The sequence below is a fragment of the Melittangium boletus DSM 14713 genome (assembly GCF_002305855.1).
GTDB lineage: Bacteria > Myxococcota > Myxococcia > Myxococcales > Myxococcaceae > Cystobacter > Cystobacter boletus.
The window spans coordinates 5,820,652-5,834,045 of sequence record NZ_CP022163.1 but is presented as its reverse complement, the minus strand read 5'-3'; the positions used below and the strand labels follow the sequence as shown (position 1 = coordinate 5,834,045).

The following is a 13,394-nucleotide window of genomic DNA, read 5'->3' as shown; positions in this document are numbered from 1 at the left end:
CGGGAGGACACCGTGGCCGATGAGGACAAGGCGCCCCAGGGCCCGGCCCACGAGGCGCGCATCTACCGGCAGCAGGCCATGCAGGAGCACACCACGGCCCGCGTGGACAGCGAGCTGCTGCAACTGTCTCCGGAATGGTCCCGCTGGGCCTATTGGATGCTGGTGGTGGTGGTGGTGGCGGGGCTGCTGTTCTGCGCGCTGGGAACCGTGAGCGAGTACGCCTCCGGGCTCGCGGTGGTGCGCGTGGAGGGCAAATCGGAAGTCACCGTGGACGTGGCGGGCGTCGTCACCTCCGTGGAGGTCCAGCCCGGGCAGCGGGTCGCCGCGGGCCAGGTCCTGGTGAAGCTCCATGCCCAGGAGGAGCACACGGCGCTGGAGCGGATCGAGCGGGAGTTCGAGCTGCAGCTCGCGCGGATGCTGAGGGATCCAAGCGATCAGGCCGCGCGGCAGGTGCTCACCACCCTGCGGGCGGAGCGCGAGCAGGCCCAGGCCCGGCAGGAGGCGCGCTCCATCCGGGCCACCCGCGCGGGCGTGGTCAATGACCTGCGGGTGCGGCCCGCGCAATACGTCCAACCGGGCGAGAGCGTCGCCTCGCTCGTGGACGAGGACGTGCGGGCCACGCTCATCGCGCTGCTGCCGGGCAGCAGCCGCCCCTTCCTGCGCCCGGGCAAGATGCTCCGGGTGGAGCTGGACGGCTTTCCGTACGAGTACCGCGACCTGCGGGTCGAGTACGTGAGCGATCAGATCATCGGCCCCTCGGAGACGCGCCGCTACCTGGGACGGGAGATCTCCGATGCGCTCAGGTTCGACGGGCCGCAGGTGCTCGTGCGCGCGCGGCTGCCCGCCTCGACCTTCCGCCGGGGCGGCCAGACCTTCAACTACGTGGACGGAATGATGGCCCGGGCCGAGGCCAGGCTGCGCGCGGAGAGCATCCTCGTGATGCTCGTGCCCGGCCTCAAGGGACTGTGGAGCGATGACACCGATTGAACCTCCGCCGAAGAAGGGCCTGCTCGACCGCTTCCCGGTGCTCCGGGAGCTCCAATCCCGGCTGAGGGAGCGCCGCGTCCCGGTGGTGCGCCAGCTCTCCGCCACCGAGTGCGGCGCGGCGTGCCTGACCATGGTCCTCAACTACCATGGCCGGGCCATGCGTCTGGAGGAGGTGCGCGACCTGCTGGGCCCGCAGCGCGACGGCCTCTCCGCCCTGCAGCTGCTCCACGCCGCGCGCCGCTTCGGCCTGCGGGCCCGGGGCGTCTCGATCGACACGAACGCGCTGGAGTTCCTGCCCGCCGGGTCCATCCTCCACTGGCGCTTCTCGCACTTCGTCGTCTTCGAGCGGCTGCACAAGGACGGCGTGGACATCGTGGATCCCGCGAGCGGCCGCCAACGGCTGCCCCTGGAGGAGTTCCGCCGGGCCTTCACCGGCGTCACCTTGCTGCTCGAGCCCGGAGAGGGTTTCGAGACCCGCAAGGCCGGCCCCCGGCGCACCTCCCGGTACGTGAGCCAGATCCTCCGCCAGTCGGACACGCTCGCGCGCGTCCTCGTCGTCTCGTTCATGCTGCAGCTCTTCGCGCTGGCGATTCCGGCCCTGACGGGACTGGTGGTGGACCGGGTGGTGCCGCGCGGAGATCAACACCTGCTCATCGTGTTGAGCCTGGGACTGGCCTCCATCGCCCTCTTCAACCTGATGGCCTCGCTCATCCGCGGCCACATGCTGGTGGAGCTGCGCACCCGCATCGACTCCAGCCTGTCCCTGGGCTTCCTCGAGCACCTGGTCAGCCTGTCCTATGCGTTCTTCCAGGTGCGCTCCTCGGGAGATCTGCTGGCGCGCATGAACACCAACACCGCCGTGCGGGAGATCCTCTCCTCCACCGCCGTGTCCGGCATCCTGGATGGCTCGCTCGTCTTCATCTATTTGATCATCATCCTCGTGGCGAGTCCCACCCTGGGGCTGCTGGTGCTGGGACTGGCGGCGCTGCAGGTGCTCATCTTCGTGTTCTCGCGCAAGCAGCAGGGCGAGTTGATGGGCCGCAGCCTGGAGATGGAGGCGCAGAGCCAGAGCTACCAGGTGGAGATGCTCACCGGCATCCAGTCGCTCAAGGCGTATGGCGCCGAGCACCGGGCGGTGCAGCACTACGCGGGCCTGCTGGTGCGCGTGCTCAACGTGTCCCTGCAACGCGGCAACCTGACCGCCTGGGTGGATGCCCTCAACGGCACGCTGCGGCTGGCCTCGCCCCTCGTCCTGTTGTGCGTGGGCACCTGGCAGGTGCTCTCCGGAGACACCAGCCTGGGCACCATGCTGGGCCTCAACGCGCTCGCCGCGGGACTGCTCGCCCCGCTCGCCAACCTGGTGGCGACGGCCAATCAGCTCCAACTGCTGGGCAGCTACATCACCCGGCTGGACGACGTGCTCGACGCCGCGCCAGAGCAGAACCCGGACATCTCCCGCCCCAGCCACACGCTGCGCGGGGGCATCGCCCTGGAGCATGTCTCCTTCCGCTACGGCCCCATGGCCCCCTTCGTGGTCAAGGATGTGTCGGTGAGCATCGCGCCGGGGCAGTTCGTCGCCCTCGTGGGGCGCTCGGGCGCGGGCAAATCCACGCTCGCCAACCTGCTCATCGGCCTCTACCCGCCCACCGCGGGCACCCTGCGCTACGACGGCGTGGACCTGTCCACGTTGGACCTGCACTCCGTGCGCACCCAGATGGGCGTGGTGCTCCAGGACGCGGCCTTCTTCGGCGCCAGCGTGCGGGCCAACATCTCCATGATGGACCCCGAAGTGCTCCTGTCCGCGGTGGAAGAGGCCGCCCAGGCCGCCCAGGTCCATGAGGAGATCATGGCCATGCCCATGCGCTACGACACGCTGCTGATGGATCGGGGCGCGTCGCTGTCCGGCGGCCAGCGCCAGCGCCTCTCGCTCGCCCGGGCCCTGGTGCGCAAGCCCGCCGTGCTCCTGCTCGACGAGGCCACCAGCGCGCTCGACGCCATCACCGAGCGCAGGGTGCAACAGGCGCTCGCGGAGCTGCGGTGCACGCGCATCGTCATCGCCCACCGGCTGAGCACCGTGGTGAACGCGGACCTCATCCTGGTGATGGACGGCGGCCAGTTGGTGGAGTCCGGCACCCACGCGGAACTCCTCGCCCGCGGCGGCATCTACACGGCCCTCGTCCGGGCCCAGTTGGGAGCCTCGGACCAGGCGGCCTGAGCGTCCCCCACCCAGGTGGGGAAAGAAGCCACCCTGTTATTTTCCAAGAAGGCCAAAAAGGTTGGTCCCCCCCCGTTGACTTATGAATCCCAGAAAGGCTTAATAGTCATCGCTCGCCGGGAAAACCTGCTTGCAGCCGTCAACCCCCCATAGCCAGGAGACGTTCAGATGACGAAGGACATGATCATCCGTGCTTGGAAGGACGCTTCTTTCCGCGCTTCGCTCACCGAGGAGCAGCGTGCGTCCATCCCCGCGAACCCCGCGGGTCTGTCGGCGGTGGAGCTCAACGAGACCGAGCTGCAGGAAGTTGTCGGCGGCGTCGCCGCGGACACGAAGGTCCCGGGCAACTCGGGCGGCTGGATCTGCACCTACTCCACCGAGTGCAAGCCGTTCTGTCTGTAGTCAGAACGCTTCCCCACAACCTGCTGCTTCATGTCCCCGCTCCGGTGGGGACATGTTCCCCCCGAAAGCACGGGCGGCGCGCCGCCCTCCCGCTTTCGGGGTTTTTTATTTCGTCCGCTCGTCAGCCGCCCCACCGACCTGGGCGCTCCGGCGTCCTCGGCCAGGGGCACGTGGTACGCTCCCCCTCTCCGATCTTTCCGCACGCGCCCCCTTTCCGCGCCGCGAGGACACGAGCCCACTCATGATCGATCAAGCACTGTGGAAGAAGGCGGCATTCCTCCATGAGCGTCTGAACCCGGGTCCCGTGACGGACCCCGCCGAGCGCGAGCGCGCCAGCAAGAGGCTCAAGACCTGGCGCGACACGATGATGTGCGACGACGGGGAGTACGCGCGGAGGCTGCGAGACGCGGCGCTGAGCGAGGAGGAGTTCCTGGGCCACCTCGCCCGGGAAGACGTGGCCGTCAACGAGCGCCAGGCGGATTTCAAATGGCTCGCGTTCCTGGACGAGCTCGCCCAGCGCAAGCACCGCGACGAGCCGCTGCCGCCCCTCATCGCGCCGCCGGGGCCCAAGGCGCGGCCCTCGTTCGCCGGCTTCACCCGGCCCTTCATCCAGGTGGGCGCCGCCCGGCTGCGCCAGGGCATCGCCGCCATCCGGGACCGCCACCTCCAGGGCCGCTCCCTGCTCACCGCGGACGCGGAACGGGCGTTGATCCTCGGCTTGCACGAGGGGCTGTCCGTCCAGGCCACGCGCGTGTTGGTGCTGGAGCTCAACGCGGCGCGGCTGCTCGGCGAGCTGCCCGAGGGCACGCCCCAGGAGCGCTTCGATCACTTCCTCGGCTCGTTCGATGACGCCGAGCGGCTGATCAAGCTGCTCCAGGAGTACCCGGTCCTGGCCCGCATGATGGTGGCCACCGTGGAGCGCTGGGTGGCCGTGAGCCTGGAGCTGCTCGAGCGCATCGCGAAGGATCGCGAGGAGCTGGGGCGCTTCTTCCTGTCCGGACAGGAGCTGGGCGAGGTGAGCGCGCTGGCCGTGGGCGTGGGCGACGTGCACCGCGGGGGCCGCTCGGTGGCCCACGTGAAGTTCAGCGCGGGCATCCAGCTCGTCTACAAGCCGCGCTCGCTGGACATCGACGAGGGCTTCCAGCGGCTCTTGAACTGGCTCAACACGCACGGCCTGAGCACCCCGCACCGCCTGCTCAAGCTGCTCAACCGCGGCGACTACGGCTGGGTGGAATTCGTGAAGGCCGATGAGTGCACCACCCGAGACCAGCTCCAGCGCTTCTACCTGCGCCAGGGCAGCCTCATGGCCCTGCTCTACATGCTGCGGGCGGTGGACCTGCACATGGAGAACCTGATCGCCTCGAGCGAGTACCCCGTGGTGGTGGACCTGGAAGCGCTCTTCTACCACGAGCCGCCCATCGACTACGGCACGGACGCCTACTGGCGCGCCATCCAGTTGCTCGACCAGTCCGTGCTCTCCATCGGGTTGCTGCCCAACTTCCAGATGGCCAGCGGCACCAAGAGCGTGGACCTGAGCGGGCTCGGCGGCCAGTCCGGCCAGGTCTTCCCCCACCCCGTGCTCATGGTGGAGGACGCCCACCAGGACACGATGCGGCTGGTGCGCAAGCAGGTGACGACCCGGGGCTCCAACAACCTGCCCCGGCTGGCGGGAGAGCCCGCCAATGCCTCCGAATTCGTGGAGGAGATGGCGCGGGGCTTCGAGGAGACGTACCAGTTGCTGGTGCGCGAGCGCGCCAGCATGGAGCGCGAGCTGCGCGACTTCGGCGACGTGGAGGTGCGGCACATCGTGCGGCCCACCTTCCGCTATGGCTTCCTCCAGCAGGAGAGCCAGCACCCGGACTTCCTCCGGGACGCGCTCGAGTTCGAGCGGCTGTTGGATCTGCTCTGGGCGGAGACGCGGGTGCGCCCCATGTTGGGCTCGCTCGTGCGCTACGAGCAGGCCGACCTGCGCGCCGGGGACGTGCCCCTGTTCAGCGCGCGCCCGGGAAGCAGGGATCTGTGGACCAGCACCGGCGAGCGCATCGCGGACTTCTTCGCGGAGACGAGCCTCGACTCGGTGCTGGCGCGGCTGGGGCGCATGGGCGGAACGGATTGCGCCGAGCAGGTGTCGCTGCTGCGCAAGGCGATGGTGGCGTTGGAGATGGCCACGGACGGCTCCGCGCAGACCGAGCAGACCGAGTCCCACGCGCCCCTGCCGCCCGCGTCGCGCGACGAGATGTTCGCGGCGGCGGTGGACATCGGCGAGTACCTGCAGCGCAAGGCCGTCCTCGGAGAGAGCAACGCCACGTGGATTGGCGCGAGCCTCAAGGACATCGAGGACTGGCGCTGGAACCTGGCCCCCGTGCGCACGAGCCTCTACGAGGGCGTGGGCGGCATCGCGCTCTTCTTCGGCTACCTGGCGTCCGCCACCGGCCGCGAGGACTTCGCCCGCACGTCCCGCGCCGCGCTGGAGACCGTCCTGTGGTTCTGGCGCAACCCGGGCGACGCCATCGACTACCCGGGCGTGGGCGCCTATCTCGGGCGAGGCTCGCACCTGTACGTGATGACCCACCTGGCCACGCTCTTCGATGACCAGGCGCTCATGGACGAGGTGCTCGCCAGCCTGCCGACCATCGACCAGGCCATCCCCGACGACAAGAACGTGGATGTGTTGACGGGTTCGGCCGGCTGCGCCCGGGTGCTGCTGGGTCTGCACCGGCTGACGGGAGACGCCCGGGCCCTGGCGAGCGCCCGGAAGTGCGGCGAGCGCATCCTCCAGGCGGCCATCCCCCTGCGCGGGGGCCTGGGCTTCAACACCATCGTCTCGCCCGACAAGCCGCTGGGCGGCTTCTCCCACGGGGCGGCCGGCTTCAGCTGGGTGCTCCTGGAGCTCGCGGCGGCCACCGGCGACGCGCGCTTCCGCGAGGCGGCGCTCCAGGCCCTCACCTTCGAGCGGACGCTGTTCGTCCCCGAGCGGGGCAACTGGTTGGACTTGCGCTTCACGTCCGGCGACCAGGTGAAGCTGCCCAGCTACATCCCCTCGGCCTGGTGCAACGGCGCGGCGGGCATCGCCCTGGGCCGCGCGCTCAGCCTGCCCTTCGTGGACGACGCCCAGATGCGGGAGGAGATCCGGGTGGGGCTGGAGACCACCCTGCGGCAGAACAACACCCGCACCCGCAGCCATTCGCTCTGTCATGGCGCCCTGGGCAACATCGACATCCTGTGCACGGCGGCGGACGCGCTCCAGGAGGACCGCTGGCGTCAGGAAGCCCTGCGGCATGCCGCCCAGGTGCTCAAGGAGGGGCGCGAGGAGCAGTGGCGCTGCGGACTGCCCAAGTTCAATGAGACGCCCGGGGTGATGCTGGGACTGGCGGGCATCGGCCTGTCCTTCCTGAAGCTGTCATCGCCCGGGTTCGTCCCCTCGGTGATGAGCCTCGAGCCCGCGCGCGCCCGCTCCGGCACCCGAACCTGAGCGGAGGCGGCCATGGGGATCGAATCCGCGTTGGATCAACTCCATGCCCGAGCGGCCGCGAGCACGGGCTTTCGCGTGCTCACGGCCATCTCCCGGGGATTGCTCGCCGTCGGCTTCTTCAGCACGGGGAAGATCAAGGTGCTCGGCGAGCCCTTCACCACCCTGTCCCCGGAGACGGCCATCGGGCATTTCTTCGATGCCATGCACCGCACCGGCCCCTACTACCGGTTCATCGGGGCCGGGCAGTTGCTCGCGGCGCTGCTCCTGCTCGTGCCCGCCACGGCCACGCTGGGGGCGCTCGTCTACTTCCCCATCATCCTCAACATCTTCATCATCACCGTGGCCCTGCACTTCCAGGGCACGCCGTTCGTCACGGGGCTGATGCTGCTGGCGTCCTTCTACCTGCTGTGCTGGGACTACCCGCGCTTCAAGAGCGTGCTGTTCGAGTCGCCCGCGCCCCTGCCCGCGCGGCCTCCCGTGTCCTGGGCCCTCACGCTGACCGTGGCGCTCGGCGCCCAGGGCGCCATGGGCACCCTGGGCGGAATCGCCGCGGGCCGCATCCCCTGGGATGTGACGCTGCTCGTCATCGCGGCGGCACTGCCCCTGGTGCGCTGGTCCCTCCGCCGACGAAGGACACAACCCGCCTGAGGCGGGTAAGAGCGGGGACGTGGCCACCCATCCGCCGCCCATCATCCTGAGCTTCCGGCGCACCTTCGCGCTGCTCATCGTCCTGGTCGTCCTCCCCTCGGCTGGCCTGTCCGGCTTCGGAGTGGTGGCCATCATCAACGAGCGCGCCGCCGTGGAGAAACGGCTCGAGGCCGCGTGGAAGGGCACGCTGGAAGCGCTCGCCGAGGAGCTGCCCGCCGTCCTGCGCTCGGCGAACTTCGAGCGTGAGGAGGGACAATGGTGGCTCGTGGACGCCGAGGGCCGCCGCCTGTCCACCCGCGACTCCTTCGAGTTGGAGGGCAAGCAGGTGCGCACGAGCGACACCGAGCTCGCCGCGGCCCTGAAGGCGGCGGAGTCCTCGTCCGCCGACTTTCCGCCTGGCACCTCGCTCTTCTCCCTCATGGTGGGGGGCCGCGCCACGCTCATCGCCGCCGAGCCCCAGAACGGCACGGTGTACGGCGCGCGCGTGTCCCAGGAAGCCGTGGAGACCCTGCTCACCGAGTGGGCCGAGCGGCAACTGACCTCCAGCGAGCCCGTGCGCTTCGTGTTGATCGCCCGGCAGGAGCCCCCCGCGGGAGAAGGCCTCATGGGCAGGCTCGCCTCGGAGGTGGCCCAGGCCCGCGCCAGCGCGCTCGGGCAGCCCGTGCTCGCCGAGCGCACCCTCCCCTTCCCCTTGCAGGACTTCCGGCTGGGCGTGGTGCCCACGGGCGAGGATCCCGCGGCCCGGGCCTCCACGCGCAACCGGCTCGTGTACGTGGTGCTGCTCGCCCTGTTCTATCTCACGCTCACCTTCGGCGTCGTCTACACGGGCCGCGTGCTCTACCGCGAGGCGCGGCTGTCCCGCATGAAGACGGACTTCGTGTCGCTGGTGAGCCACGAGCTGCGCACCCCCGTCACCTCCATCCGCATGTTCATCGAGACGCTCGCCCTGGGGCGAGTGCAGGACCCCGCCCAGACGCGGGAAGTGCTGCGCCTGCTCACCCAGGAGACCGAGCGGCTGAGCACCCTCATCGAGCGGGTGCTCGACTGGTCGCGGATCGAGAGCGGGCGCAAGGAATACAACCCGGAGACGCTTCTCGTGACGGACGTGGTGGAGACGGCCGTGGCGGCCTTCCGCGCCCAGCGCCTGGAAGGAGATCTCAAGCTCAGCGTGCAGGTGCCCATACCGCCACCACCCGTGCACGTGGATCGGGTGGCCATCGCCGGCGCGCTGCTCAACCTGCTGCAGAACGCCTACAAGTACAGCCGTGAGGACAAGCGCATCTCGCTCACCGTGCGCACGGTGCGGCGGTGGGTGGAGCTCACGGTGGAGGATCACGGCGTGGGGATCGCCCGGCGCGACCACCGGCGCATCTTCGAGCGCTTCTACCGGGTGGACAACCTGCTCACGCGCCGCACCGAGGGCAGCGGCCTGGGACTGGCCATCGCCCGGCGCATCGTGGAAGCCCACGGCGGCCACATCACCCTCCAGAGTGAGTTGGGAAAGGGCAGCCGCTTCACCATCCAACTGCCGGTGGAGAAGGTCTGAGGCGAACGCTATTCGCCTGATTCCTCGTATGACTCGCGCAGCCCCAATTCCGCGAGGGAAGGCCCACGGACCAGCACCCGGAGGTGACTCCCGCGCTCGTAGCCGATGGAGAATCGCTGGTCCGCGATCTGGATCCGGGCGCCATGCGGCGGCCTGGGATGAGCGTTCAACCAGACCTCCGCCTCCGCGCGGGAAGCGAAGACGCGAAGCGGAAGGAAGGTCTCCCGGGTATCGAAAACCCTGGCGAATCGCTCGAGGTCGCTCGACTGACCACTCTCCCCGATGAAATGGAGGGCCAGCAAGATGACCTGGAGGGATTCCCGTTCCTCGGCGGAGGTGAAGCGAGCCCCCGCGCGAAGGACGCTGGACACACTCGACGCCAGGAGGGCATCCGCGTCCGGCCATTCCGCGCTCAACTCCTCTCGCGAGGGAACACGGATCAAGAACCGAACCCCATCGTCGAGGGAGTAACCAACGAAGTACCGTCTCCCCGCGATGGTCACACCCGGTATGGAAACGGAGGCGGGCGTTTGCCTCAGCCAGTCCTGGGCGGGTTCACGCGTGGCGAAGGAAGGCACCGACGCGGGAAGAGCATCCAGCTCGAAACACGCCAGAGAGTCCTCGAAGTTGTGCAGATGTCCACTGCCCACGATGAAGTGGAGCGCGATGGCGGCCACCCGGAGAGGCTCCGTCTCGGAACCCGCTCCAGCCTTCTCTTGAAGCCGTTGGAGCACGGCACAGCACTTCTCGATATCAAGCAGCACGAAGAACCTTCAAGACAGCAGGACCAAGGGAGCGAGTACCAACAAGCCCGCGCCTGCGTAAATAACAACATCACCGTGACACAAGCGCCCACTGGTTCCTGAGAAGCAGGGCCGCTCCACTCCGGCACCGGCATGACGCAAGCGCTCACGGAACGGGCCTCTTCCGAGCCCTCTGGAGGTGGGGTAGAGCAGAAGCAATGAGCGACAAGCCACGACGCATCCTGGTGGTGGAGGACGACCTGGCCATCCTCGCCGGGCTCTCCATGAACCTGCGCTTCGAGGGCTATGACGTGCTCCAGGCCCAGGACGGCCGGCAGGGACTCGCGCTCGCGCTCGACGAGGCGCCGGATCTCGTGGTGCTCGACGTGATGCTCCCCGAGCTCAATGGCTTCGAGGTCCTCAAGGAGCTGCGCCAGCGCGGCCGCGATACCCCCGTGGTCGTGCTCAGCGCCAAGAGCGCCGAGCCGGACAAGATCATCGGGCTGAACCTCGGCGCGGATGACTACGTGGTCAAACCCTTCGGCCTGCAGGAGCTGCTCGCGCGCATCAAGGCGGTGCTGCGCCGGCGCTATCCCTCGCTCGCCCAGCCCCCCGTGGGCTTCGGGGACGTCCAGGTGGACCTCACCGCCAAGACCGTGAGCCGCGCGGGCCAGTCCGTGGAGTTCACCGCACAGGAATTCAAGCTGCTCGCCCACTTCCTCGCCCACCCGGGGCGCACGTTCAGCCGCGAGGAGCTCCTGAGCGCCGCCTGGGGCTACGCCTACGAGGGCAGCGCCCGCACGGTGGACAACTTCATGCGCCAGCTCCGGCTCAAGCTGGAGCCGGACCCCGAGGCCCCCGTCCACTTCCTCACCGTGCGGGGGCTTGGCTACCGCTTCGACCGCTGAGCTACCCGTCCACCACCCCGATGTGGTGCGCGTCGGCCGGGTCGAAGGGCTTGCCCTCGAACGAGCCATAGCGCTCGCGAGGCGTCAGGCCACTGCTCTTCATCGCCGCCTCCAGCTCCTCGCTGGAGAAGGGCTTGAACTTGAGGCGATGGATGCCCGAGGGCGCCCCGGGCCGCTTGCGCTCGCGCAGGTGGAAGGTGAACACGGGCCGGCGCGGCGTCACCGCGGCCCCCGGCTCGTCGTCCTCGTGGCCCGGCGCGGAGGGCTCCTCGTGCGGGTTGAGCACGTCGTAGACGAACAGCCCGTCCGGCTCCAGGTGGTGACGCACCGTGGCGAGCAACGCCTCCAGGTCCTCGAGCGTGGCCATCAGCCCCAGCGCATGGTGGGGCGCGAGCACCACGCGAAAGCGCTCCGCCAACCGCAGCGAGCGCAGGTCCGCGTGCAGCAGCCGCACCCGGCCCGAGACCTCGACGGACTCCGCACCGCGCACCTCCTCGGCGGCCTGCACCATGCGCTCGGAGGGATCCACCCCGAGCACGCTCAAGCCCGCCTGCGCCAGCGTCCACACCACCCGGCCATTGGCCGAGCCCAGCACCAACACCGGCCCGCCCGGCCCCGTCGCCTGGCGCGTATAGAAGAGGAGATCGGGATCCTGCCCGACGAGGGAGAGCGGCGTGCGGCCGCGCGCGTCGTTTCCGGCCATGGGTCCGGAGTAGCACGGTTGGCGGCTCAAGGGGGGGCGGCACCTGCCCATCATGGGAACAGAAGTGCCCATGCCCTGTCCATGAGTGGACGCCTGGGCCCGACCCGGGGCGTGTAGGCGTGGCATTCGGATTGCGATGGAGGACGGACACAGGACGCCACGGGGCGTCCGGATTCCACGAAACGGGTGGGCAGCGACATGAAGGCTCGATGGAAGTGGGCGGCGGCGGCGATGATGACGGGCGCGGTCTGGGTGGGTTGCACGCAGGACATCACCCAGCCACCGGAGCCCCCGGAGCAGAACAATCCGGGACTGGACACGCCGCGAGAGCAGGCGCCTCAACCCGACAAACCCCTGCCCCTCCCCAATCCGGACCCGGGCACGGGGGGCGGCGGCACGGGGGGTGATGGAGGCACGGGAGACGGCGGCTCGGGCGATGGCGGCGACGGCGGCTCGGATCCGGTGACGCCGCCGCCCACTCCGCCTCCCGAGGCGGAGATCACCTTCCCCACGACGCCGGGCTGGCAGTTCTTCGGCACCCAGCACGGCGGGCCGCGGCGCATCTACGGCGTGACCGCGGACGAGGGCGGCAACATCTGGGTGGCGGGTGGAGAGGAAGGCCTGTTCCTGCTCACGCCGGGCGCCACCACGCTGCGGCGCTACACCCTGGCCGATGGCCTGCATCCCTACGGCTACATGGCGGACGGCAGCGAGCCCCGGGGCGAGAAGTACCTCAAGGCCATCTCCGTGGCGGGCGGCCCCGCGGGCACCGTCTTCGTGGGCTACGAGGGCCGGCCCGGCAAGGGCTACGAGCACTGCGAGAACAACTGGGACGGCCCCAACCCGGACCCCTCTCGCTACAAGAGCGGTGACGCGGACAAGGTGACGCTCAACGCGGATGGAACCCTCAGCGTCGTGCACTACGACATCTTCTCCGGCCCCAACGTGGTGTCCGCCGAGCTGCGCGGCCGCGAGAAGCTCTGCAACATCCTGCGCATCGCCTACGACAAGAAGACCCAGAGCGTCTGGTTCGGCGGAAACCACGGCTTCGCCCGCGGGGACGCGACCTACTCGGGCAACCACACCTGCAACGGCCAGTTGAGCTGCACCGGCGTGTTCGAGCACGTGCACCCGGCCCTCAACGCCCAGGACGACAGCGGCAAGTCCATCCTGCTCACCGACGCCTACTACGGCGTGGCCGTGCACCCGAGCGGGGATGCCTTCTTCGGCGGCGCCAACCGCTCCACCCGCTTCCGCTACGGCAGCAACGGCATGAACTACTGGCGCTCGCAGAGCGAGACCGAGGACAAGGCCTATGCCTGGAACCGCTTCGACATCTGGGCGGACCTGGTGCAGGAGCCCGGGGCGCCCAAGCCCTCCGAGCGCGTGGACGACAACGTGTCGGGCATGGCCGTGGTGGGAGACACCGTGTGGGTGAGCTCGTTCAGCAAGGGGCTCGCGCGGATGAACACCCAGGGCGGCGACATCCAGTACGTCAACGTCGGCGACACGAACCTGTCCACGGTGGCCGCGGATCCCTCGGGCGAGGGCGTGTGGGCCGGAGCGCGGTGGCTGGGCGTGGTCTACCGCATCCAGAACGGCGTGCAGCGCACCTATAGCTGCGCGGAGTTCGGCCGGCAGTTGTGCGGCAGCCGCATCTCCGACATCCAGGTGGACCCCAGCTCGCCCTCGCGGCGCATCCTGGTGGGCTTCATGGGCAGTGACGAGACGCACGTGCCCGGCGCCCTCGGCATCTACACCGGCAACTGA

General features: G+C 69.4%; 10 protein-coding genes. 8 read left to right on the top strand and 2 right to left on the bottom strand.

The genetic code is table 11. The features are described from left to right. Positions 1-12 precede the first annotated feature (12 nt). From MEBOL_RS24475 to MEBOL_RS24450, 6 genes are all read left to right on the top strand, one after another. Positions 13-987, top strand: a complete 975-nt coding sequence (locus tag MEBOL_RS24475; protein WP_245918810.1) for an efflux RND transporter periplasmic adaptor subunit — start codon at positions 13-15, stop codon at positions 985-987. Beyond that, a complete protein-coding gene (locus MEBOL_RS24470; protein WP_095979721.1) occupies positions 974-3,202 on the top strand; it encodes a peptidase domain-containing ABC transporter in 2,229 nt (742 codons plus the stop codon). Before MEBOL_RS24475 ends, MEBOL_RS24470 begins: the two co-directional genes overlap by 14 nt. Before the next feature lie 168 nt (positions 3,203-3,370). Next, on the top strand, positions 3,371-3,604 hold the full coding sequence (locus MEBOL_RS24465) for a mersacidin/lichenicidin family type 2 lantibiotic (RefSeq protein WP_095979720.1): 234 nt from the start codon (positions 3,371-3,373) through the stop codon (positions 3,602-3,604). A 241-nt stretch (positions 3,605-3,845) separates the two neighbouring features. After that, positions 3,846-7,076 (top strand): type 2 lanthipeptide synthetase LanM family protein, encoded by a 3,231-nt coding sequence (locus tag MEBOL_RS24460; RefSeq protein WP_157775440.1) that lies wholly within the window; start codon positions 3,846-3,848, stop codon positions 7,074-7,076. A gap of 12 nt (positions 7,077-7,088) precedes the next feature. Further along, positions 7,089-7,724, top strand: a complete 636-nt coding sequence (locus MEBOL_RS24455; RefSeq protein ID WP_095979718.1) for a hypothetical protein — start codon at positions 7,089-7,091, stop codon at positions 7,722-7,724. 19 nt (positions 7,725-7,743) lie between these two features. Beyond that, on the top strand, positions 7,744-9,270 hold the full coding sequence (locus tag MEBOL_RS24450) for a sensor histidine kinase (RefSeq protein WP_095979717.1): 1,527 nt from the start codon (positions 7,744-7,746) through the stop codon (positions 9,268-9,270). A gap of 8 nt (positions 9,271-9,278) precedes the next feature. On the opposite strand, the gene MEBOL_RS24445 is transcribed toward MEBOL_RS24450, so the two are convergent. Further along, positions 9,279-10,034 (bottom strand): hypothetical protein, encoded by a 756-nt coding sequence (locus MEBOL_RS24445; RefSeq protein WP_095979716.1) that lies wholly within the window; start codon positions 10,032-10,034, stop codon positions 9,279-9,281. A gap of 197 nt (positions 10,035-10,231) precedes the next feature. On the opposite strand from MEBOL_RS24445, the gene MEBOL_RS24440 reads away from it, so the two are divergent. Beyond that, positions 10,232-10,921, top strand: a complete 690-nt coding sequence (locus tag MEBOL_RS24440) for a response regulator transcription factor (protein WP_095979715.1) — start codon at positions 10,232-10,234, stop codon at positions 10,919-10,921. A 1-nt stretch (position 10,922) separates the two neighbouring features. Here the strand turns inward: MEBOL_RS24440 and MEBOL_RS24435 are convergent, their stop codons facing one another. Beyond that, complete coding sequence (locus tag MEBOL_RS24435; RefSeq protein ID WP_095979714.1) at positions 10,923-11,624, bottom strand: class I SAM-dependent methyltransferase; 702 nt, start codon at positions 11,622-11,624, stop codon at positions 10,923-10,925. A gap of 198 nt (positions 11,625-11,822) precedes the next feature. Between MEBOL_RS24435 and MEBOL_RS24430 the strand changes: the two genes are divergently transcribed. After that, entirely contained in the window at positions 11,823-13,394 is a 1,572-nt protein-coding gene (locus MEBOL_RS24430; RefSeq protein WP_095979713.1) for a ligand-binding sensor domain-containing protein, read from the top strand.